The sequence below is a fragment of the Bradyrhizobium sp. CCBAU 53421 genome, assembly GCF_015291625.1.
In the GTDB taxonomy this organism is placed as follows: domain Bacteria; phylum Pseudomonadota; class Alphaproteobacteria; order Rhizobiales; family Xanthobacteraceae; genus Bradyrhizobium.
In genome coordinates this window covers 8,622,396-8,644,217 of the sequence record NZ_CP030047.1, presented here as the reverse complement: position 1 = coordinate 8,644,217, position 21,822 = coordinate 8,622,396, and the positions used below count along the sequence as shown (strand labels likewise).

At 65.3% G+C, this 21,822-nt stretch carries 19 protein-coding genes; 11 read left to right on the top strand and 8 right to left on the bottom strand.

The window, feature by feature from the left end:
* Positions 1-183: 183 nt before the first annotated feature.
* The 7 genes from XH92_RS40030 (at position 184) to XH92_RS40000 (ending at position 9,250) form a co-directional block, all read left to right on the top strand.
* Positions 184-2,628, top strand: a complete 2,445-nt coding sequence (locus tag XH92_RS40030) for a penicillin acylase family protein (protein ID WP_194456939.1) — start codon at positions 184-186, stop codon at positions 2,626-2,628.
* 293 nt (positions 2,629-2,921) lie between these two features.
* Positions 2,922-3,515, top strand: a complete 594-nt coding sequence (locus XH92_RS40025) for an N-acetyltransferase (RefSeq protein ID WP_194456938.1) — start codon at positions 2,922-2,924, stop codon at positions 3,513-3,515.
* A gap of 156 nt (positions 3,516-3,671) precedes the next feature.
* The gene (locus tag XH92_RS40020; RefSeq protein WP_194456937.1) at positions 3,672-4,298 is read left to right on the top strand and encodes a glutathione S-transferase family protein; all 627 of its coding nucleotides are present in this window, start codon (positions 3,672-3,674) and stop codon (positions 4,296-4,298) included.
* A gap of 709 nt (positions 4,299-5,007) precedes the next feature.
* The gene (gene thrC / locus XH92_RS40015; protein ID WP_194456936.1) at positions 5,008-6,423 is read left to right on the top strand and encodes a threonine synthase; all 1,416 of its coding nucleotides are present in this window, start codon (positions 5,008-5,010) and stop codon (positions 6,421-6,423) included.
* Complete coding sequence (locus tag XH92_RS40010) at positions 6,423-7,712, top strand: pitrilysin family protein (RefSeq protein WP_194456935.1); 1,290 nt, start codon at positions 6,423-6,425, stop codon at positions 7,710-7,712. Before thrC ends, XH92_RS40010 begins: the two co-directional genes overlap by 1 nt.
* Positions 7,713-7,864: 152 nt before the next feature.
* Positions 7,865-8,452 (top strand): GNAT family N-acetyltransferase, encoded by a 588-nt coding sequence (locus tag XH92_RS40005; RefSeq protein ID WP_194456934.1) that lies wholly within the window; start codon positions 7,865-7,867, stop codon positions 8,450-8,452.
* A 150-nt stretch (positions 8,453-8,602) separates the two neighbouring features.
* Positions 8,603-9,250, top strand: coding sequence for a hypothetical protein (locus tag XH92_RS40000; protein ID WP_194456933.1), 648 nt, complete (start codon positions 8,603-8,605; stop codon positions 9,248-9,250).
* A gap of 106 nt (positions 9,251-9,356) precedes the next feature.
* Here the strand turns inward: XH92_RS40000 and XH92_RS39995 are convergent, their stop codons facing one another.
* The 5 genes from XH92_RS39995 to XH92_RS39975 form a co-directional block, all read right to left on the bottom strand.
* Positions 9,357-9,842: an ATP F0F1 synthase subunit B gene (locus XH92_RS39995; protein WP_194456932.1), complete on the bottom strand. Its 486-nt coding sequence runs from the start codon at positions 9,840-9,842 to the stop codon at positions 9,357-9,359.
* A 3-nt stretch (positions 9,843-9,845) separates the two neighbouring features.
* Positions 9,846-10,412: a F0F1 ATP synthase subunit B gene (locus tag XH92_RS39990; RefSeq protein WP_194456931.1), complete on the bottom strand. Its 567-nt coding sequence runs from the start codon at positions 10,410-10,412 to the stop codon at positions 9,846-9,848.
* Between the two features lie 114 nt (positions 10,413-10,526).
* On the bottom strand, positions 10,527-10,757 hold the full coding sequence (locus XH92_RS39985; protein WP_016847054.1) for a F0F1 ATP synthase subunit C: 231 nt from the start codon (positions 10,755-10,757) through the stop codon (positions 10,527-10,529).
* A gap of 55 nt (positions 10,758-10,812) precedes the next feature.
* Positions 10,813-11,562 carry a F0F1 ATP synthase subunit A gene (locus XH92_RS39980; RefSeq protein WP_194456930.1) on the bottom strand — a complete coding sequence of 250 codons (750 nt, stop codon included), beginning with the start codon at positions 11,560-11,562 and terminating at the stop codon, positions 10,813-10,815.
* 72 nt (positions 11,563-11,634) lie between these two features.
* Entirely contained in the window at positions 11,635-12,006 is a 372-nt protein-coding gene (locus XH92_RS39975; RefSeq protein ID WP_050403125.1) for an AtpZ/AtpI family protein, read from the bottom strand.
* 275 nt (positions 12,007-12,281) lie between these two features.
* Between XH92_RS39975 and XH92_RS39970 the strand changes: the two genes are divergently transcribed.
* Genes XH92_RS39970 through XH92_RS39960 form a run of 3 tightly spaced genes read left to right on the top strand, consistent with a single transcriptional unit; the run spans position 12,282 to position 13,992 of the window.
* Entirely contained in the window at positions 12,282-12,905 is a 624-nt protein-coding gene (locus tag XH92_RS39970; RefSeq protein WP_194456929.1) for a 2-hydroxychromene-2-carboxylate isomerase, read from the top strand.
* A 31-nt stretch (positions 12,906-12,936) separates the two neighbouring features.
* Complete coding sequence (locus XH92_RS39965) at positions 12,937-13,458, top strand: hypothetical protein (protein WP_194456928.1); 522 nt, start codon at positions 12,937-12,939, stop codon at positions 13,456-13,458.
* A 57-nt stretch (positions 13,459-13,515) separates the two neighbouring features.
* Positions 13,516-13,992, top strand: coding sequence for a secondary thiamine-phosphate synthase enzyme YjbQ (locus XH92_RS39960; protein ID WP_194456927.1), 477 nt, complete (start codon positions 13,516-13,518; stop codon positions 13,990-13,992).
* 77 nt (positions 13,993-14,069) lie between these two features.
* Here XH92_RS39960 and XH92_RS39955 read toward each other — a convergent pair whose 3' ends face one another.
* The gene (locus XH92_RS39955) at positions 14,070-15,695 is read right to left on the bottom strand and encodes an MFS transporter (protein WP_194461660.1); all 1,626 of its coding nucleotides are present in this window, start codon (positions 15,693-15,695) and stop codon (positions 14,070-14,072) included.
* 355 nt (positions 15,696-16,050) lie between these two features.
* Between XH92_RS39955 and XH92_RS39950 the strand changes: the two genes are divergently transcribed.
* Positions 16,051-16,725 carry a response regulator transcription factor gene (locus XH92_RS39950; RefSeq protein WP_194456926.1) on the top strand — a complete coding sequence of 225 codons (675 nt, stop codon included), beginning with the start codon at positions 16,051-16,053 and terminating at the stop codon, positions 16,723-16,725.
* A gap of 171 nt (positions 16,726-16,896) precedes the next feature.
* Here the strand turns inward: XH92_RS39950 and XH92_RS39945 are convergent, their stop codons facing one another.
* Together XH92_RS39945 and hemA are read right to left on the bottom strand one after the other, a co-directional pair.
* Complete coding sequence (locus XH92_RS39945) at positions 16,897-20,406, bottom strand: PAS domain-containing hybrid sensor histidine kinase/response regulator (protein ID WP_194456925.1); 3,510 nt, start codon at positions 20,404-20,406, stop codon at positions 16,897-16,899.
* Positions 20,407-20,520: 114 nt separating this feature from the next.
* On the bottom strand, positions 20,521-21,750 hold the full coding sequence (hemA, locus tag XH92_RS39940) for a 5-aminolevulinate synthase (protein WP_194456924.1): 1,230 nt from the start codon (positions 21,748-21,750) through the stop codon (positions 20,521-20,523).
* Positions 21,751-21,822 lie beyond the last annotated feature (72 nt).

Genomic DNA, 21,822 nt, shown 5'->3' with positions numbered 1-21,822 from the left:
TCCCGCTTGCGGGGGAGGTCGGATCGCATCGTCAGATGCGATCCGGGTGGGGGCTCTCTCCACGCAATGACTGACCCCATCGCTGCGATACCCCCACCCCAGCCCTCCCCCGCAAGCGGGAGAGGGAGCACACCACCGCCGCGGCCGCTAACTTCCAATCAATAACAACCATCGGAGAACAACATGAACACGGATCTCAACCGCGTCGCGAAACTACTCACCGCGGCACTCTGCGCCGCGTGGCTGGCCGCGCCTGCCGCCGCCCGCGAGAAGCCGAGCCCGCTCGTGGCGGCGCGCGAGGTCAAGACCGACGTCGCCGGGCTGAATGCGCCCGGCCAGATCCTGGTCGATGTCTGGGGCATCCCGCACATCTATGCCGGCAACGAGCACGACCTGTTCTTCCTGCAGGGCTTCAACGCCGCGCGCGACCGGCTCTGGCAGATCGATCTCTGGCGCAAGCGCGGGCTCGGCCTGCTGGCGAAGGATTTCGGCCCCGCCTATGCCGAGCAGGACAAGGCGCTGCGTCTGTTCCTCTATCGCGGTGACATGAACGCGGAATGGGCCGCTTATGGCCCGAAGGCGAAAACCTATGCGGAGGCCTTCGTCGCCGGCGTCAACGCCTATGTCGCCGACGTCAGGGCCGGCAAGCGCCCGCTGCCGATCGAGTTCAGGATCGCGGGCAACATGCCGGACCTGTGGTCGGCGGAAGATGTCGTGCGCGTCCGCAGCCATGGCTTGACGCGCAACGTTGCCTCCGAGGTGAAGCGTTCGCTGGTCGCCTGCGCTGCAGGCCTCGATGCCGATCGCTTCCGCGTCAAGCTCGAGCCGACCTGGACCACGAAGATTCCCGACGGGCTCGATCCGTGCAGCGTGCCGAAGGGCGTGCTTGCGGCCTACGACCTTGCGACGCGCCCGGTGAAGTTTGCTGCGCCGAAGGACCAGAAGGCCGCGCTGGCGCATGATCCCGACACATTCCTCGCCGAGGCCGATCAGCAGCGTGACACCATCGGCTCCAACAATTGGGTGATCGCGGCATCGCGCACCGCGACCGGACGTCCGATCCTCGCCAACGATCCGCATCGCGAGCACTCGGTGCCGTCGCTGCGCTACATCGTCGGCCTCAACGCGCCCGGCATCTCCGTGATCGGCGCCGGCGAGCCGGCGCTGCCAGGTATCTCGATCGGCCACAACGACACCATCGCGTTCGGCCTCACCATCTTCAACGTCGACCAGGAAGACCTCTACGTCTACGAGCTCAACCCTGATAATCCGAACCAGTACCGCTACGGTACGGGCTGGGAGGACATGCGCATCGTGCACGAGAAGGAAGCCGTGAAGGGCGAGGCTGATCGCGACCTCGAGCTGAAGTTCACCCGGCACGGCCCGGTGATCTTTGTCGACGCCGACAAGAAGCATGCGTTCGCGGTGCGCTCGATCTGGTTCGAGCCGGGCACCTCGGCCTATTTCGGCTCGTCCGACTACATGACCGCGAAGTCGTGGAACGGCTTCCTCGGTGCGATGCGGCGCTGGGGCGCGCCGTCGGAGAACCAGGTCTACGCCGACACCTCAGGCAATATCGGCTGGGTCGCCGCCGGCAAGACGCCGCGCCGCGCCAGTTTCGACGGCCTGATGCCGGTGCCGGGCGACGGCCGCTACGAGTGGCAGGGCTTTCTGTCGCTCGATGAGCTGCCGAAACAGTACCAGCCGAAGCAGGGCTTCATCGCCACCGCCAACCAGATGAACCTGCCGGCGGATTATCCGGTCAATGAGCGCCGGGTCGGCTTCGAATGGTCCGACAGCGCGCGCTGGCAACGCATCGTCGAGGTGCTGCAAGCCAACGGCAAGGTGACGCTGGCGGACGCGATGGCGTTGCAGAACGACGACACCGGCATGCTGGCGCGCCGTCTCGTCGCGCTGCTGAAGCCGCTCACGTCAGACGATGCCAACGTCAAGAAGGGTCTCGATCTGTTGAAGGCGTGGGACGCGCGCGACACGGAAGACAGCGCGGCGGCCGCGGTCTACGAGGTCTGGATCGCGAATCATCTCGGTCCGGTGCTGCTCAAGACCACGGCGCCGAAGGCGGCGGAGCTGATCGCGCCGGAAGCCTCCAGCATCTCCGCCATAGTTGGTTATCTTGAAAAGCCTGACGCCGCGCTCGGCAGCGATCTTGCCGGCGAACGTGACCGCGTGCTGCGCGACAGCCTCGGCGAGGCCGTCGCCGACGTCGCCGACAAGCTCGGGCCCGATGCATCCATGTGGCGCTGGGGCCGCCTGCATGTCGCCAAGTTCGATCACGCGCTGATGCCGCTTGCCGACAAGGCCACGTCAGCGCAGATGCAGGTTGGTCCACTCGCCTTCGGCGGCGCAGCCAACGTGCCGCGCGCCGCCACCTATCGGCGCTCCGACTATCACCTGCTCTCCGGCGCCTCTTTCCGCATGGTGCTCGACGTCGGCAATTGGGATGCGAGCCGCACCATCAACACGCCCGGCCAATCCGGCGATCCCTTCAGCGGCCACTATCGCGACCTCGCGCCGCTCTGGGCGACGGGGCAGTACGTGCCGTTGCTCTACAGTCGCCCGGCGGTGGAAGCCGCAACCGCGGAGGCGATCACGCTGACGCCAAGGTGAGGGGAGGCGCGCCACAAACTCCACTGTCGTCCCGGGCAAGCGAAGCGCGACCCGGGACCCACAACCACGAATGCCGATTGTTTTGCGATGCTGGGGCCACAGCGATCGCAACAACGAACAGCGGTGGTTATGGGTCCCTGCTTCCGCAGGGACGACACCGATTGTGTGGCGCGCACCTCCAGCTACTTCAGAACACCCACTGACAAATCGGTAGCATTGTTGCGCGGCGTTGCATTGCATCTGCCGCGACATGCGGATATCTCCCGCCGACAACGTGGAAAGAAGGTTGTGCGATGCTGCTGCCCGACGGTTATTCCGACATCCCCCATGGCAAGATCGCCGCCGTCGTCACACATCTGGAAATGATCGCGCGCCCACAGCTCGGCGACGATCCGCCAGGTGCATGGCGCCTGCGCAAGGTCGGGCCGCCGGCGCTCGACTGGTATCGCGATCTCTATCGCCGGGTCGGCGAGCAATGGCTGTGGTTCACCCGCACCGGGCTCGATGACGCCGATCTCGCCTCGCGGATCCACGCGCCCGGCGTCGAACTCTACGGGCTCCTCGTCGATGGCCGGGATGAAGGCCTGCTCGAGCTCGATTTCAGCGTATCAGGCGAATGCCAGCTGCTGTATTTCGGCGTCACCGCAAAATTCATCGGCACCGGCGCCGCGCGCTTCCTGATGAACCGCGCGCAGGAGATCGCCTGGTCGCGCGACATCGGCCGCTTCTGGGTGCACACCTGCACGTACGATCATCCCTCGGCCGTCGCATTCTACCAGCGCTCCGGCTTCCGTCCGTTCCTGCGGCAGATCGAGGTGGCGGATGATCCGAGGCTCGACGGCAAACTGCCGTGCGATACGGCAAGGCATGTGCCGGTGATTGTCTAGCTTATTACTCAGACCGGATCATGATCCGGTTGCAACCCAGCGCGAGCTATCTAGGATGGTGCAAAGCGCAACCTCTGACTCCGGCGTGCCCATACACCTCGAAAGCTCTGCTTCCGGGAGCAGCGGCCTGCCGCGGCATGACCTTCGAGATGACGGATGTTTCTGATCGGCCAGTACGACTCGCCCTTTGTCCGCCGCACTGCGATCGCGTTGCGGCTCTATGGATTGCCGTTCGAGCACAAGCCGTGGTCGACCTTTGGCGATGCGGAGAAGGTTGCGGCCTACAATCCGGTGCGGCGGGTGCCGACGCTGGTGCTCGATGACGGCGAGGCACTGATCGAGAGCAGTGCGATCCTGGATTACCTCGACGAGCTGGTCGGGCCGGAGCGGGCGATGATCGCGCGCTCGGGGCCCGAGCGGCGCAAGCATCTGCGCATCACGGCGCTGGCGACCGGGCTCGCCGACAAGGCGGTGAGCCTGGTCTATGAGCGCGTGCTGCGCAAGGAGCAGTTGAAGCTCTGGGTCGAGCGCTGCGAGGCGCAGATTGCGGGCGTGCTCGCGGTGCTGGAGCAGGAGCGCGCGGCGGTGCCGTCGCCTTATTGGCTGGGCGATCGCATCGGCCATGCCGACATCGCGGTGGCCTGCGCACTGCGCTTCACTGGCGAGGCGCATCCGCATCTGTTCGACGCGCGCTATCCGGCGCTCAAGGCCCACGCCGCGCGCTGCGAGGCTCTGCCGCCGTTCCAGGAAATCGTGCAACCGCTGGCGCCGCCGAGCGGTTAGGGCGTATCGCGCAGCTCCCTCCGTCGTCATTCGGGGGCTCGCGAAGCGAGAGCCCGGAAAGCCGGGTTGTTTCCCGTTACCACCTGTGGTCCGACCCCGTGCTTTCTATCCTATGCACGGGGCCCATGGGTGCGATCGGCACCCAGCGTTCCCTGCGCCCTCCGTTCAAGCGGGGGTGAAACGAACAGCAAAACTCGGACGATTCATGTCGCGAGAATGCGAAGCGATATCCCCACCACAACTGTCATCGCCCAGCTCGACCGGGCGATCCAGTACGCCGCGGCCTCTCGGGTCAAACATAGGCGTCTCTGGAATACTGGATCGCCCGGTCGAGCCGGGCGATGACACCGCACCATTTGACATCTTGAATCGCGACCCATCCCCATCGTCGTCCTGGCGAAAGCCAGGACCCATTACCCCGAATCTCGATTGTTGCGCGACGCTGGGGCTGCGATCCTGTCCATCACCGCATGCGGTGGTTATGGGTCCTGGCTTTCGCCAGGACGACGGTTGTGAATGCGGCGCTGGCGGTGGTGGTCGATCGCGACCATCGTCCCGCGCCACTCCGCGTGACCCCGGGGCGTGTGCTTCGGGCTACCCATTATTGGCCCGATCTTCTATGGTGAACCATTCGGGTCGCATGCGGTGAACTCGATAATTCCATGATATCAAAGGCTTAAGGCTCGGATCGAAGCCTTTGGAGGGCGGTTTGACGCGGTATATTTCGACCAGGGGCGAGGCCCCGGTGCTTGGCTTCTGCGATGTGATGCTGACCGGGCTTGCCCGCGACGGCGGGCTCTACGTGCCCGAGACCTGGCCGCAGTTGTCGCCCGAGACCATCGCCGGCTTCTTCGGCCGTCCCTATTGGGAAGTCGCGGTCGAGATCATCCGCCCCTTTGCCGCCGGCGAGATTTCCGACGCCGAGCTCGGCCGCATGGCGAACGAGGCCTATGCCACCTTCCGCCATCCCGCCGTGGTGCCGCTCGACCAGGCCGGGCCGAACCAGTTCCTGCTCGAGCTGTTCCACGGGCCGACCTTGGCGTTCAAGGACGTCGCGATGCAGCTGATCTCGCGGCTGATGGATCACGTGCTGGCCAAGCGCGCGCAGCGCACCACCATCGTGGTCGCAACCTCGGGCGATACCGGTGGCGCCGCGGTCGAGGCGTTTGCCAATCTCGACAATGTCGATCTCGTGGTGCTGTTCCCGAACGGGCGCATCTCCGAAGTGCAGCGCCGCATGATGACGACGACCGGCGCATCCAACGTCCATGCGCTCGCGATCGAAGGCACGTTCGACGATTGCCAGGCGCTGGTGAAGGAGATGTTCAACAACCATCGCTTCCGCGACCAGGTGGCGCTGTCGGGCGTCAACTCGATCAACTGGGCGCGCATCGTGGCGCAGGTGGTCTATTATTTCACCTCGGCGGTCGCGCTCGGCGCGCCCCAGCGCACCGTCGACTTCACGGTGCCGACCGGCAATTTCGGCGACATCTTCGCCGGCTATGTGGCCAAGCGCATGGGGCTGCCGATCCGCTGGTTGCGGATTGCCGCCAACGTCAACGACATCCTGCCGCGAACGCTGAAGACCGGCAATTACGAGCTGCGCGAGGTGCACGCCACGGCCTCGCCATCGATGGACATCCAGGTGTCCTCGAATTTCGAGCGGCTGCTGTTCGAGGCGAGCGGCCGCGATGCCGATCAGGTCCGCCGCCTGATGGCCTCGCTGAAGCAGTCCGGCCGCTTCGTACTGCCGGATGCGACGCTGGCTGCGGTGCGCCGTGATTTCGACGCCGGCCGCGCCGACGAAACCGAAACGGCGGCCGCGATCCGCGCCGCCTGGCGCGAGGCCGGCGATCTGGTCGATCCGCACACCGCGGTGGCGCTTGCGGTCGCCGACCGCGACACTTCGGACTCCAGGATACCGAACATCGTGCTGTCGACCGCGCATGCGGCGAAATTCCCCGATGCGGTCGAGGCCGCCTGCGGGGTGCGTCCGCAGCTGCCGGCCTGGCTCGGAGGCTTGATGACGAAATCCGAACACATGACGGTCATGAAGAATGATGCCGCCGAGGTCGAGCGCTTCGTGCTGTCGGTCAGCCGTGCCGCCAAGCAGGGAGTTGCCTGATGAGCGTCGAACTCACCAAGCTGTCGAGCGGCCTGACCGTCGTCACCGACACCATGCCGCATCTGGAGACCGCGGCGCTTGGGGTCTGGGCCGGCGTCGGCGGGCGCGACGAGAAGCCGAACGAGCACGGCATCTCGCATCTCCTGGAGCACATGGCGTTCAAGGGTACCGCGCGGCGTTCCTCGCGCGAGATCGTCGAGGAGATCGAGGCGGTCGGCGGCGACCTCAATGCCGGGACCTCGACCGAGACCACGGCCTATTACGCGCGGGTGATGAAGGCGGACGTGCCGCTGGCGCTCGATGTGCTGTCCGACATCCTCGCCAATCCGTCCTTCGTGCCGGACGAGCTGGAGCGCGAGAAGAGCGTCATCGTGCAGGAGATCGGCGCGGCGCAGGATACGCCCGACGACGTCGTGTTCGAGCATCTCAACGAGCTCTGCTATCCGGACCAGCCGATGGGACGCTCGCTGCTCGGCACCGCCAAGACGCTGAAGGCCTTCAACCGCGACACGCTGCGCGGCTACCTGTCGACGCATTACCGCGCCCCGGACATGGTGGTCGCCGCCGCAGGCGCCGTCGATCACAAGCGCGTTGTCGAGGACGTCGCCGAGAAATTCGCCAGCTTCGATGCCACGCCGGCGCCGAAGCCGGTGCCTGCGATGTTCGGCAAGGGCGGCTCGCGGGTGGTGCATCGCGATCTCGAGCAGGCGCATCTGACCTTGGCGCTCGAGGGTGTGCCGCAGACCGACCTGTCGCTGTTCTCGCTGCAGGTCTTCACCAACACGCTGGGCGGCGGGATGTCGTCGCGGCTGTTCCAGGAGGTGCGCGAGAAGCGCGGGCTGTGCTACTCGATCTACACCTTCCACGCCCCCTACACCGACACCGGCTTCTTCGGCCTCTACACCGGGACCGATCCAGCCGACGCGCCGGAAATGATGGAGGTCATCGTCGACGTCATCAATGACGCGGTGGAAACCCTGACCGAGGCCGAGGTCGCCCGCGCCAAGGCGCAGATGAAGGCTGGCCTGTTGATGGCGCTGGAAAGCTGTTCATCCCGGGCCGAGCAACTGGCACGCCATGTGCTAGCCTATGGCAGGCCGCAGACGGTGGAAGAGCTGGTGGCGCGGATCGACGCGGTGAGCGTCGAATCCAGCCGCAACGCCGCCCGCGCGCTGCTGTCGCGCAGCCGGCCCGCCGTCGTTGCACTCGGCAGCGGAAGAGGTCTGGACACGGCGGTGTCTTTTGCGGAAGGATTGACGAAGTCGAAGGCAAAGACGCTGCTGCACTGAGATTCACCTCGCCCCGCTCTTGCGGGGAGAGGTCGGCGCGAAGCGCCGGGTGAGGGGCTTCTCCGCAGATCCGATCTGCGGATCGCCCCCTCACCCCGACCCTCTCCCCGCAAGGGCGGGGCGAGGGAGAAGTCGCGGGGGAGTGTTGGGCCATGGCCCTGTTTCGTTTGCCGTCTGGTGGACCGGCCGCACTGATGCCGCGGGGACACGGGCTGTTGCTGCGTGCGCCGCAGATGTCGGATTTCCCGCAATGGGCGCAATTGCGCGAGTTCAGCCGCGCCTATCTCACGCCGTGGGAGCCGATCTGGCCGTCCGACGACCTGACCCGCGCCGGCTTCCGCCGCCGCCTGCGCCGTTACAGCGAGGATATCGCCTCCGACCGCTCCTATCCGTTCATCATCTTCCGCGAATCGGACGGGGTGATGATTGGCGGTATCACGCTCGCCAATGTCCGCCGCGGCATCGTGCAGGCCGGCACGATCGGCTATTGGGTCGGCCTGCCGCACGCCCATCGCGGCTACATGACGACGGCGCTGCGGGTGCTGTTGCCCTCGCTGTTCGGCGAGCTCAACCTGCATCGCATCGAGGCGGCCTGCATTCCCTCCAATGCGTCGTCGATCCGGGTGCTGGAGAAATGCGGCTTCACCCGCGAGGGGCTGGCGCGGCGCTACCTCTGCATCAACGGGATCTGGCAGGACCACCTGCTGTTCGGCCTGCTGCACGAGGATTTCCGCGGCTGAATCTTTAAGCCTATTGGCTGATGGCGGGCGCCGCCCGGCGCCTTTTAGATGCCTTGTGAGCCGCTTCGTTGGATGCCTTGGGTTCGCCGCCATTGCCTTGCTATAACGCCCGCGAAACGGGGAACCGGGTTTGGAGATTTGAGGGTATTGATGGGTGACAGGGTGATCAGGTTCGCGCTCGCAGCGGCGGTATCGGTCGGTCTCGGTGCCACCCTGCTGCCGACGGCCAGCTCGGCGCAGTCGCTGAGCGACCGCTTCAAGAGCCTGTTCGGCGGCGGTTCGTCCGATTCGAAGCCGGCGACGCCGGCGGCGCCGCAGCAGCTCAACGACGCCGACGCCGAGCTGACCTGCCCGCCGGTGCAGATCCGCTCCGGGGCCTCGACCTATTCGGTGGCCGCGGACGGCAAGGAGGCGGTCGGCAACGACGTCAAGTTCCTGGCTTCGATCACGCGCACGGCGCGGCAATGCAATCTGAACAGCGGCCAGATCACGGCCAAGATCGGTATCCAGGGGCGGATCATCGTCGGCCCCCAGGGCGCGCCGCCGAGCATCCAGGTGCCGCTGCGCGTCGCCGTGGTGAAGGGCGGCGTCGGCGAGAAGACCATCGCCACCAAGGCCTACACCACCACGGTGCAGATGGACGACAGCGGCAGCGTGCCGTTCAGCCTGGTCGCCGAGGATGTCGTCTATCCGGCGCCGTCGCCCGCGGAGAACGACGATTACATCTTCTATATCGGCTTCGATCCGCAGGCGCTGAAGCCGGAGCCCAAGACCCGCGCGCCGCACAAGAAGAAGTAGTAGCGGCGGCCTGACGAGGCCGGTGGAACAAGAAAGTGCAGGAACAAAGAAAAAGGCCGGCGCGATCAGCTCGCGCCGGCCTTTTTCGGAAGGGATTGTGATCGCGTCAGTTCAGCTTGGAGCGGACTTCGGCGATGCCCTTGCCGACGAGGTCGTCGGCGACCGAGCCCTTGACCGACTGCGACAGGATGGTCGAGGCGGCGGTCACGGCGGCGTTGGCCGCGGCGGCGCGCACATCGGCCACGGCCTGCGCCTCGGCCTGGGCGATCTTGCTCTCGGCGGTCTTGGTCCGCCGGGTGACAAAATCTTCCATCTTGATCTTGGCCTCAGCCGCGATCCGTTCGGCTTCGGCCTTGGCGCCGGAGATGATGTCGGCGGCCTCGCGCTCCGCGCTGGCGCGGCGCGCCTTGTACTCGCCGAGCAGCTTGTTGGCCTCGTCCTTCAGACGGCGAGCGTCCTCCAGCTCGGCCTTGATGCGCTCGGCACGATGGTCGAGCGCCGTCAGCAGCGTACGATGGACGCCGAGGTAGCCGAACACGACCAGCAGAATGACGAAGGCGATCGCAACCCAGGTTTCCGGTTCGTAAAACATCGTCTATCCCTTCAGCGACGCGTCGACGGCGCTGTTGACCGCATTCGCGTCCGGCGTGACGCCGGCAAGTTGCTGGACGATGGCGCCGGCCGCATCCGCCGCGATGCCGCGGACGTTGCTCATGGCGTTGGTCCGCGTCGTTGCGATCTGCTTCTCGGCGTCGGCGAGCTTGGCCGCCAGCTTTTCTTCCAGCGCCTTGCGTTCAGTTTCCGAGGCCGCGTTCAGCTTCTCGCGGGTCTCGTTGCCGATCGCCTGCGCGTTGGCACGCGCATTCGCCAGCTCGGTTTCATAGGCCTTCAGCGCCGCGTCGGACTCGTCCTTCAGCTTCTGCGCCTCGGCCAGATCGCCCTCGATCTTGTTCTGGCGTGCATCGATCGTCCCGCCGACGCGCGGCAGTGCGATACGCGACACGATCAGATAGAGCGCGACAAATGCAATCGCCAGCGACACCAGCTGCGAGGCGAAATTGGAGGAATCGAACGGCGGAAAGGCTCCGCCGTGATGTCCGCCATCGGTCTCGGTGTGGGCGCCGGTTTTCTGGCCTTTTGCCTCGCCATGACTCTCAGCCATGGTGTTCTCCTGTTGCTGTCATGCGCGCCGCCCGTGAGATGAACCTTGGGCGGCGCGAAGTGATTACCGCGAGAGCGGAACCGGGTTGCCGCGAAAGCGGAACCGGGGTGCCGCTCAGAGCGGAACGAACAGCAGGAGCAGCGCGATCAGCAGCGAGAAGATGCCGAGCGCTTCGGTCACGGCGAAGCCGAAGATCAGGTTGCCGAACTGGCCCTGAGCGGCCGAGGGGTTACGCACCGCAGCGGCGAGGTAGTTGCCGAAGATGATGCCCACGCCGACGCCCGCACCGCCCATGCCGATGCACGCGATGCCCGCGCCGATAAGTTTTGCTGCTGCCGGTTCCATATGTAGCTCCTTGAGAAAGATAGACAGATTGGTGGGTGGAGATTCCCCGGACCGCTTAGTGTCCCGGATGAATGGCGTCGTTGAGGTAGATGCAGGTCAGGATCGCGAACACGTAGGCCTGCAGGAATGCGACCAGCAGTTCGAGAGCGTACAGCGCAATCGTGAGCGCAAGCGGCAGCACGCCGCCGACCCAGCCGAGCGCGCCGAGCGAGAAGCCGAGCATCGCGACGAAGCCCGCGAACACCTTCAGCGCGATGTGGCCGGCCAGCATGTTGGCGAACAGACGAACGCTGTGCGAGACCGGCCGCAGGAAGAACGACAGGATCTCGATGAACATGACCAGCGGCAGGATGTAGACCGGAACGCCGTGGGGGACGAAGATGCTGAAGAATTTCAGGCCGTTCTTGTAGACGCCGTAGATCAGGACGGTGAAGAACACCAGCAGCGCAAGCGCTGCGGTGACGATCAGGTGGCTCGCGATCGTGAAGGTGTAGGGAATGACGCCCACGAGGTTCGAGACGCACAGGAACATGAAGAGCGAGAAGATCAGCGGGAAGAACTTCATGCCTTCCGCGCCGGCCGTGCTGCGAATCGTCGACGCGACGAATTCGTAGGAGATTTCGGCGACCGACTGCAGACGTCCCGGAACCAGGTCCCGGCCGCTCGCCAGCATCAGCAGCGCAATCAAGAGCACCGCGATGAGCATGAAGAGCGACGAATTGGTGAAGGCGATCGTGTGATTGCCGATGTGGCCGAGCGTGAAGAGGGGCTCGATATTGAACTGGTGGATCGGGTCGATTTTCATCCGCGCGGCTCTTGGTCCACCGGCCATCGTGCCGGTAATCGAATTTCAAATGTCGTGACTTCCCGCCAGCGCTCAGCGCTTGCCCGAGGCCACGCCCGCGGACCTCACCACGTTGACCACGCCGGCGACGAAGCCGAGCAGCGTTAACACGATGAAGCCGAATGGCGACGTCGACAGCAAACGGTCGAACCCCCAGCCAATCGCCGCTCCGACGGCAACGCCCGCGATCAGCTCCGAGGAAAGACGAAAACCGAGCGCCATCGCCGAAGCTCTGGCGGCACTGTCCCCGCTTTCAGTACCGGATTGATCAGTCTTGCTCCTGCGGCTGTCGCGAATTTCTGACAACCGATGATCGAGACTTCCGAGCCTTGCGGAAAGCGCAGCTTCGTCAGGAGGCGATTGATCGCGACTTCCATCTGCGCCGTCGTTGGTGTTCTCAGCCATGCTGCGAACACTAACCGATGCCGCGGATGATGGAAATTGCGCCCGTCCCCGTCAAAAGCCGCGCGGACCATACTTACCGCGTCTAATCAAGTCAAGATTGCGTCGTAACCGCTTATTGCTTTGATTCTGCTCGATTTATTTGAAGATATTCAAGGTCAGAGTGACGCAGTGATCGCAGTGCAACAGCTTGTATGCTTTGAAGCGATGTTGCGTGGCTTTTCCCGCTCTGCTGGGATCAGCCAAAGTCCTCATTCCTCGCGCAGTCCAGGTTCCAAATGTCACGCCAGATCGATTACTACTTCTCGCTGCAATCACCCTGGGCCTATATCGGCCACAAGCCCTTTGTGCGGCTCGTAAAGGCTTACGATCTCAAGGTAAATTACCGGCCCGTCCTGCTGGTCGATCTGTTCTCCGAGACCGGCGGGCTGCCGCTCGCCCAGCGCCATCCGGTGCGGCAGCGCTACCGGATGATCGAGTTGCAGCGCTGGCGCGACAAGCGCGGGCTGGATTTTCACCTCCAGCCGGCCAATTGGCCGTTCAATGGGCGGCTTGCCGATGGCGTCGTGATCGCGGCGCTCGAGGCCGGCCTCGATCCCGAGCCATTCTTGCAGCGGGCCTATCCTTCGGTGTGGGAGAATGAGCTCAATCTTGCCGACGCTGCGACGCTGGTGAAGCTCGCCGACGATGCCGGCCTGCCCGGCCGGGAACTCGTGGAGCGCTCCGCCTCCGATGCGATCGGCGCGGCCTACGAGCAGAATCGCCAGACTGCATTGGACGCCGGCGTGTTCGGCTCGCCTGGCTATGTGCTCGATGGCGAGGTGTTCTGGGGGCAGGACCGGATCGAATTGCTCGAGGACGCGTTGAAGTCAGGCCGCAAGCCCTATAGCTCTGTGGTCTAGGGGCAGGAATCAGGTTGAGGCGGAGCAAGCCATGCCCATCGCGATGTCGTCCTCGAAACTGTCCATCGCAATTGTCGCCATCCTGATCTCAAGCGGCGTGGGAAGCGCGCAAACCGCGCCCGACACCGAGAACGGCCGCTACGCGCTGTCGCCGGCCGGCGATGGCTTCCTGAGGCTCGACACCCGCACCGGCGCGGTGTCGACCTGTACCAATTCCAATGCCGGCTGGGCCTGTTACATGGTGCCCGACGAGCGCGCGGCGCTGGATGCCGAGATCGGGCGGCTGCAGGCCGACAATGACAAGCTGAAAAGCGAGCTGGCCGCGCGCGCACCGGCAGCCAAGACCGACGAGGCTTTGCCGAAATCGGATCAGCTGAAGAAGCCAGAGCCCAAGACCGAGCCGAAGATCGCGGAGGGGGAGCGCAAGATCGAGATCCCGCTGCCGAGCGACCGCGACATGGATCGCATGATGTCGTTCGTGGAGCGGGCCTGGCGGCGGCTGATCGAGATGGCCAACCGCGTGCAGCGCGACGTCAATGGCGGCAAGATTTGATGTTGCTTGCCCAATGTCGTCCCGGCCTTCGCCGGGACGACATAGTGAGAATTATAGATGAACGCATCCAGGACCATCACGCGCTCGGCGCCATCCTTCGTCGCGGCGACCAGCATCGTCTCGTCGCATCTTGCGGTCGAAACGCCGGGCGCCGGCTTCACCGACATCACGCGCGAGGTCGCAAAATTCCTGCGCGAGGTGGGCGCCGGCGAGGGCGTGGTGACGCTGTTCATCCGTCATACCTCGGCCTCACTGATGATCCAGGAGAATGCCGATCCGGCGGTGCTGCTCGACCTGATGACGGCGCTCGATCGCGCCGCGCCGGAAGACGGCGGCTGGCGTCACGACACCGAAGGTCCCGATGACATGCCAGCGCATATCAAGACCATGCTGACGGCGACCTCGCTGCAGATCCCCGTGCTCGACGGCGAGATGGCGCTCGGCACCTGGCAGGGCATCTATCTGATCGAGCATCGCGCCCGGGCTCACCGGCGCGAGATCGTGCTGCAATTCATCGGCGCGACCAAAAGCTGATCGCAAATCACGCGTAAAAATGAAACCGGCCGCGGATCGCTCCGCGGCCGGTTCGTCGAAAGGGCTGTGTCAACTCATCAGGTCTTGCTGATGTCGACGTCCTTGGTTTCCGGCAGGAAGATCGCACCGACCACCGCGGTGATTGCTGCGAAGATGATCGGATACCAGAGGCCGGCGTAGATATCGCCGGTCGAGGCCACGATCGCGAACGCGGTCGCCGGTAGCAACCCGCCGAACCAGCCGTTGCCGATGTGATAGGGCAGCGACATCGAGGTGTAGCGGATCTTGGTCGGGAACAGCTCGACCAGCATCGCGGCAATCGGGCCGTACACCATGGTGACGAAGATCACCAGGATGAACAGCAAGCCGATCACGGCAGCGACCTGCGGGCGGAAGATGTCGAACGGATGCGCCATCTTCACGATGGCGGCGTCGCCCGCCTTCGGATAGCCGGCGGCGGCCACGGCGGCGGTGATCGCCGCGTTGCCGTCCTTGGCGTTGGCGTAGGGGACGTCCTTGCCGTTGACGACGACCTTCACGCCGGAGCCGGCCGCGCCATAAGTCGTCGAGTACTTGACCGACGATTGGGCGAGGAAGGCGCGGGCCGTGTCGCAGGGCGCGGTGAACACGCGGGTGCCGACCGGGTTGAACAGGTCGCCGCAGCCGGCGGGATCGGCAACCACCTCGACCTTGGTCGATTCGATCGCCTTCTCCAGCGCCGGGTTGGCGTTGGAGGAGATCATCTTGAAGATCGGAATGAAGGTCAGCGCCGCAATCGCGCAGCCGGCCAGGATGATCGGCTTGCGTCCGATCCGATCGGACAGCGCACCGAACACGATGAAGAAGCCGGTGCCGAACAGCAACGACCAGGCGATCAGAAGGTTCGCGGTGTAGCCGTCGACCTTGAGGATCGATTGCAGGAAGAACAGCGCATAGAACTGGCCGGTGTACCACACCACGCCCTGACCCATGGTGCCGCCGAGCAGCGCCAGCAGCACGATCTTGGCGTTCCCCCAGTTGGCGAAGGCCTCCGTCAGCGGCGCCTTCGAGCTCTTGCCCTCGTCCTTCATGCGCTGGAACACCGGCGATTCATTCAGTCGCAGCCGGATCCAGACCGAGATGCCGAGCAGCAGCACCGACACCAGGAACGGTATGCGCCAGCCCCAGTCCGCGAAGTCCTTCTCGCCGGTGATCGAACGGGTGAACAGGATCACCAGCAGCGACAGGAACAGGCCGAGCGTTGCGGTGGTCTGGATGAAGGAGGTGTAATAGCCGCGCCTGCCGTTTGGCGCGTGCTCGGCGACGTAGGTCGCCGCACCGCCATACTCGCCGCCGAGCGCGAGGCCCTGCAACAGGCGCAACGAGATCAGGATGATCGGCGCTGCGATGCCGATGGTCTTGGCGTTGGGCAACAGGCCGACGATGAAGGTCGACAGGCCCATGATCAGGATGGTGACAAGGAAGGTGTATTTGCGGCCGACGATGTCGCCGACCCGGCCGAACACGATGGCGCCGAACGGGCGCACCAGGAAGCCGGCGGCAAAGGCCAGCAAGGCGAAGATGTCGCGGGTCGCCGGGGGGTAGTCGGAGAAGAACTGCGCGCCGATGATGCTGGCCAGTGACCCGTAGAGATAGAAGTCGTACCACTCGAACACGGTGCCGAGCGACGACGCCAGGATGACGAAACGCTCATCCTTCGTCATGCCGGCGGGCCGCGCCGAAGTTGCAGTCATTGTGGACATCTGGATTGCTCCCCCCGAATTATTGCTGCCATGCTCGCCCCCGGCTGGCGGGTTAGGCCCGAATGGACCTAAGGCTTAAGTCGAGGGTAACATCGCAGTGAAACCCGCCCCAATAAGACTTTTGGCTTTTGCACGCGTGAACTTATCTTGAGAGGTGAGAGCAGGATGGAACGCCCCCGCATGCGTCTATTGCGGCGCACAAGCCCGGCGGGTTAACTGCGTTGGCATCTGGCATTATCAAGGGCTTGCGTGATACTGCCGCGCGGGCGACAACCGAACGGCGCGGGCTTCCCAAAGCCCCGCTTGTGGGACTGAGATGACTGCTGCTGCCAATACTCATCTTGTCATCGCCGACGACCATCCGCTGTTCCGGGATGCGTTGCGCCAGGCGGTGTCCAGCGTCGTGAGTTCGGCCGCGATCAGCGAGGCCGGATCGTTCGAGGACCTGACCGCGCTGCTGGAGCGCGACTCCGAGGTTGACCTGATCCTGCTCGATCTCAGCATGCCGGGGATCAGCGGCTTTTCCGGCCTGATCTATCTGCGGGCGCAATATCCGGCGATTCCGGTGGTCATCGTTTCCGCCAGCGACGATGCCGGAACCATCCGCCGGTCGCTCGATTTCGGCGCCTCCGGTTTCATCCCCAAGCGCTTCGGCGTCGAAACGCTGCGGGACGCCATCATGAAGGTGATGGACGGCGACGTCTGGGTTCCGCCGGACACTGATCTGTCGGCGGCCGGCGATCCCGACATGACGCGGCTGCGCGACCGTCTGGTGACACTGACCCCGCAGCAGGTTCGGGTGCTGATGATGCTGTCCGAGGGGCTGCTCAACAAGCAGATCGCCTACGAGCTCGGCGTCTCCGAAGCGACCATCAAGGCCCACGTCTCCGCCATCCTGCAGAAGCTTGGCGTCGAAAGCCGCACCCAGGCCGTGATCGCCGCCGCCAAGATCGCCGGTGGCCAGTGGCGCCAGGGCACGCCGCCGAGCTAGCCCTCACCGCCGCGCCGTTCGTTCCGTCACCCTGAGGAGCGCGCTCTTGCGCGCGTCTCGAAGGGTCGACGGCCACCAGGTGGGCCGATTCATCCTTCGAGGCTCGCTCCGCTCGCACCTCAGGATGACGGGAGAGCGTGGAATGCGCGGTTTGATCACGAGCTTTGGCCGCTACTCCGCCGCCACCATCTGCTGCGTCCGCCATTGCCCGAGCAGCGCGCGCAGCGAGGCCGGCTTGACCGGCTTGTTCAGCACCGCGATGTTCTCCTCGCGCGCGGCGGCGCGCACCGCGGGGCTGCGGTCGGCGGTGATCAGGATCGCCGGGATGCCGTCGCCGAAGCGGCGGCGGATCTCGCGGATCGCGGCGACGCCGGTGCCGCGGTCGAGATGGTAGTCGACCAGTACGCCGGTGACGCGGCCGCCGGCGGCCTCGATCGCGCTGATCGCGCCGTCGGCGTCGAGCACCGCAATGACCTCGGCGTCCCACGCCGTCAGCAGCGTCTTCATACCGTCGAGAATGGCGGGATCGTTCTCGATGCAGACGATCAGCGAGCCGCTCATCGGCGTCTTCGACAGCGGCGTCGCCGTGGTGACGGCCGCGGTATGGTTGACGACGGTTGCGACCGGCACGGTGACCGAGAACGCCGAGCCGCCGCTCACATTGGCCGAGATCGCGATGCGGTGGTTGAGCACGCGCGCCAGCCGCTCGACGATCGACAGGCCGAGGCCGAGGCCGCGGGCTATCCGGGCGCCCTGCTCGAGCCGATGGAATTCCTTGAAGATCTCGCCGCGCTTCTGCACGGGGATGCCGACGCCGGTGTCATAGATGCTGATCTGGAGCGCGTCGCCGCGGCGGCGGCAGCCGATCAGCACGCGGCCGCGCGGGGTGTATTTGATCGCGTTGGAGATGAAGTTCTGCAGCAGCCGGCGCAGCAGCGAGCGGTCGGATTCGACCGGCAGCGAGCAGGCCACGAAGCGCAGATCGAGGCCCTTGTCGCGGGCGATCGGCATGAACTCGATCTCCAGCGAGCGCATCAGATCGGCCATCCGGAAGCTCGTGATCGCCGGCGTCATGGCGCCGGCATCGAGCCGGGAGATATCGAGCAATGCGCCCAGGATGTCTTCGATCGCTTCGAGCGAGTCGTCGATGTTCTCGACCAGGCGCGAATCCTCGCCGCCGTTCTGGCGTTCGACGAGGCTCGTGACATAGAGCCGTGCGGCATTGAGCGGTTGGAGGATGTCGTGGCTGGCGGCGGCCAGGAAGCGCGTCTTGGAGGCGTTGGCGTCCTCTGCGATGCCCTTGGCGAGCGCGAGTTCCGAGTTCAGCCGCGTCAGCTCCTCGGTGCGGTCCCGCACCCGCTTTTCCAGCGTCGCATTGGCGCGCTCCAGCGCCTCCGCGGCCTCGAAGCTCGGCGTGACGTCGGAGAAGGTGATGACGAGCCCGCCACCCGGCATGCGGTTGGCGCGCACCTCGATCACCAGATGGCGGTCGGTAAAGCGCTCCAGATAGGGCTCGCCCTCGGTGGTGTAGGCGCGCAGCCGCAGTTGCAGGAGGTTGTCGCTGTCGCCGGCCGGCGGCGGACTGATCGCGCCCATGAATTCGAGGATCTCGGGCAGGGGGATGCCGAGCTGCACCAGATGCGGCGGCAGCGCGAGCAATTCGGAGAACTGGCGGTTGGAGCAGATCAGCTGCAGGTCGGCGTCGAACACCGCGATGCCCTGGCGCACGTGATTGAGCGCGGTCTGCAGGATCTCGCGGTTGAAATGCAGCGCGGCGTGCGAATCGTCGAGCAGCTTCAGCGCGGCCTTGGCCGACACCGTCCGCCGTTGCAGCAGCAGTGACATCACGAGGCGCGAGGACGCTGCTCCGATCGAGGACGCGATCAGCCGCTCGGCGTGCTGCAACAGCTCGAAATCGGCCGGCGCGGATGCCAGCAGCACGACGTTGCGGTCGACGGCGAACGAGGCGAACGCCTCGCGGGTACGCTCGGGGCCGAGATATTGCTTCACCGTGCTCTCGATGTCCTGCACCGTCACCGTGGTGCGCCAGCGCCGGAAGCTCGGCGCGATCGGCGCCAGCGCGTTGGGCACGAACACGTCGGCCTGCAACAGCTCGATCGAGGACGGCGCGCGCGCCAATGAGAATACGACGTAAGTGAGGATGTTGAGCGCAAGGCTCCACAGCACGCCGTGCAGCAGCGGCGGCAGGTCGGCGCCGAACAGCGCCTGCGGCCGCAGCGCCTCGATCCCGAACGGCCCGTGCTGCAGCAGCATCAGGCCGGTGGTCGAGGTTTCCAGGAAGCTCGGGATGAACAGCGTGTAGAGCCACATCGCGAAGCCGACCAGCATGCCTGCCATGGCGCCGCGTGCGGTGGCTCTACGCCAGAACAGGCCGCCGAAGAACGCCGGCGCGAGCTGGGTGATCGCGGCAAAGGACAAGAGGCCGATCGCGACCAGCTGGGTGTTGCCGAGCGCGCGATAGTAGAAATACGCCATCACCATGATGGCGAAGATCGAGAAGCGGCGCGCCTTCAGCAGGAAGTCGCCGAAGTCCTTCTGACCGGCGCGGGCGTCGTCGCTGCGCGGCAGCACCAGCGGCAGCACGATGTCGTTGGAGACCATGATCGACAGCGCGACGCATTCGACGATCACCATCGCGGTCGCCGCCGACAGCCCGCCGACGAAGACCGCAAGGCTGAGCAGTTGCGAATTGCCCTCGATCGGCAGCGCCAGCACGAACATGTCGGCATCGACGGCGCCGAACGGGAAGATGACGAGGCCGGCGATCGCGATCGGAATCACGAAGATATTGATGACGACGAGGTAGAGCGGGAACAGCCAGCGCGCCCGGGTGACCTCGGCGGGCGTCGAATTCTCGACCACGCTGACATGGAACTGACGCGGCAGCAGCATGACCGCGCAGAACGACAGCAGCGTCATGATCAGGAAATTGCCGATCGACGGCACATACTCGATCGCGCGCACCGCCTCCGGCGTCTTCAGGGCGCGCTCGTAGAGTTCGACCGGGGAGAACATCCAGAAGGTGACGAAGGCGCCGGCGGCGATGAAGGCGACCAGCTTGACGATCGACTCGGCGGCGATCGCCAGGATCAGCCCGTGCTGGTGCTCGGTCGCGTCGGTGTGGCGGGTGCCGAACAGCACGGCGAACACCGCCATCGCCAGCGTCACCATCAGCGCGATGTCGCCGATGATCGGGATCTTCGAGAACGCCTGATCCTCGCTCAGGATGGTTTCCAGCGACGAGGCCATCGCCTTGAGCTGCAGCGCGATGTAGGGCACCGAGCCGATGATCGCGATCAGCGCCACGGTGGCCGCGACCGCCTGGCTCTTGCCGTAGCGCGCGGCGATGAAGTCGGCGATCGAGGTGATGTTCTGCGACTTGGCGAGCGCAATGACGCGGCGGAGCAGCGGGGTGCACAGCCCGATCATCACGATCGGGCCGACATAGATCGCCAGGAAGTCGACGCTGGTGCGGGTGGCGAAGCCGACCGAGCCGAAGAAGGTCCAGGAGGTGCAGTAGATCGCCAGTGACAGCGGATAGATCCAGTGGCTGGCACGGCCGCGCGCGCCCGCCGACATCCGGTCGCCGCGGCTGGCAATGAAGAACAACAATCCGATGTAGGCGAACGCCGTGGCGATAACGCCCCAGTCGTGCAGCATCGCTGCTCATCTCCTGTCCCGGCCGCTGGGAAGGCCGGGTGTCAGGATTATAACGCAAAGGGCCGGCCATGCGATGCACGGCCGGCCCAAATTCGCCGTCGGAAACGGATAGGGTTACTCGGCGGCCAGCGGCTTCTGGTGCAGCGGCAGGCCGAGCCGGTCCCAGACCTGGAGCAGGGCATCGGCCAGCGCGTCGATCAGGCCGTCGTCATGGTAGGGCGAGGGCGTGATGCGCAGCCGCTCGGAGCCCTTGGCGACCGTCGGATAGTTGATCGGCTGGATGTAGATGCCGTGGTCCTCGAGCAGCAGGTCGGAGGCGCGCTTGCACTTCTCGGGATCGCCGACGAACAGTGGCACGATATGGGTGTCGCTCGACATCACCGGCAGGCCGGCGGCGGTCAGGATCGCCTTGGTGCGGGCGGCGCGGTCCTGGTGGCGCTCGCGCTCCCAGTTCGAGGTCTTCAGATGGCGGATCGCCGCGGTTGCGGCCGAGCAGATCGCCGGCGGCAGCGCGGTCGTGAAAATGAAGCCCGGCGCGTAGGAGCGCACCGCGTCGATGATCTCGGCGCGACCGGCGATATAGCCGCCGAGGCAGCCGAACGCTTTCGCCAGCGTGCCTTCGAGCACGTCGATCCGGTGCATCACGCCATCGCGCTCGGCGATGCCGCCGCCGCGCGGGCCGTACATGCCGACCGCATGCACCTCGTCGACATAGGTCATGGCGCCATATTTCTCGGCGAGATCGCAGATCTTGCCGAGCGGCGCGACGTCGCCGTCCATCGAATAAAGGCTCTCGCAGACGATCAGCTTCGGCCGTTCGGGGCCGGCGGCGATCAAGAGTTCTTCGAGATGGGCGACGTCATTGTGGCGGAAGATCTGGCGTTCGCAGCCGGCCTGGCGCACGCCCTCGATCATCGAATTGTGGTTCAGGGCGTCCGAGAGGATCAGGCAGTTCGGGATCAGCTTGGCGAGCGTCGAGATGCCGGTCTGGTTCGAGACGTAGCCCGAGGTGAACAGCAGCGAGGCTTCCTTGCCGTGCAGATCGGCGAGCTCGGCCTCGAGCTGCACCAGCGGGTGATGGGTGCCCGCGATGTTGCGGGTGCCGCCGGCCCCGGTGCCGACGCGGGTCGCGGTCTCGACCATGGCGCCGACCACCTTGGGGTGCTGGCCCATGCCGAGATAGTCGTTGGAGCACCAGATCACGACGTTGCGGCTGCCCTTCGGCGAATGCCAGGTCGCGTGCGGGAAGCGTCCCGCGATCCGTTCGAGGTCGGCGAACACCCGGTAGCGCCGCTCGTCATGCAGGCGGTTGAGGGCGGTTTGGAAAAACTGGCTGTAATTCATCGGCGAACCCAGAAAGCGGAACCTGACCGGAAAAGCTGCCTCTTCTTAGAGCTTTTCCAGCTCCAATGTCCA